The organism is Paenibacillus sp. A3 (genome assembly GCF_001399685.1).
Lineage (GTDB): Bacteria > Bacillota > Bacilli > Paenibacillales > NBRC-103111 > Paenibacillus_G.
The window spans coordinates 1-645 of the sequence record NZ_JTHN01000341.1; the positions used below are offsets into that span (position 1 = coordinate 1).

Annotated in this window: 1 protein-coding gene; it reads right to left on the bottom strand. The window is 53.5% G+C overall.

Features of this window, described 5'->3' with window-relative positions:
- Positions 1–645, bottom strand: a 645-nt coding sequence (locus QJ48_RS34370; RefSeq protein ID WP_162238611.1) for a D-alanyl-D-alanine carboxypeptidase family protein, incomplete at both ends; no start/stop codon positions are given.

Sequence of the window (645 nt, forward strand, 5' to 3'; positions counted from 1 at the left end):
GCTGCTGCCCGCCGCGGGTCGCCGAAGAGACAAGACACCGCTTCGCCAGCTTCGTATAGCCGGTTTTCACCCCATCCGCCCCATCGTAAAGTGAAAGCATTTTATTTTTATTGACCCAGCTGTAATCCCAGGATTCGTTCGGATTCGGTACCTTCTTCACTTTCGTTTTCACAATCTCCTGAAACACGGGATTTTTGAGTGCATAAGCGGTCAGCTTGGCCATATCGTTCGCAGTCGAATAATGCCCCTGCTCGTCCAGACCGGAAGGATTTTTGAAGCTGGAATTCGTCATTCCGACGACTTTCGCCTTCTCGTTCATCAAGAAGGCGAAGCCTTCCACGCTGCCCCCCACATGCTCGGCAATCGTAATCGCCGCATCATTCCCGGAACGGAGCATCAAACCGTACAGCAGATCCTTGAGATTCATTTCCTCGTTCAGCCTCAAGTAAATGGACGACCCTTCTTTGCCAAAAGCGTTCTTGCTTACTTTCGCCCGGTCGCTCAAACGTCCATGCTCAATCGCAACAATCGCCGTCATGATTTTGGTCAGGCTGGCGATGCGCATCGGTTTGTCTCCCCTGGAGCTGTAAAGCAGACGCCCGGAAGCGACGTCGATCAGCGCCGCAGCCTGCGCACCGGTCGATA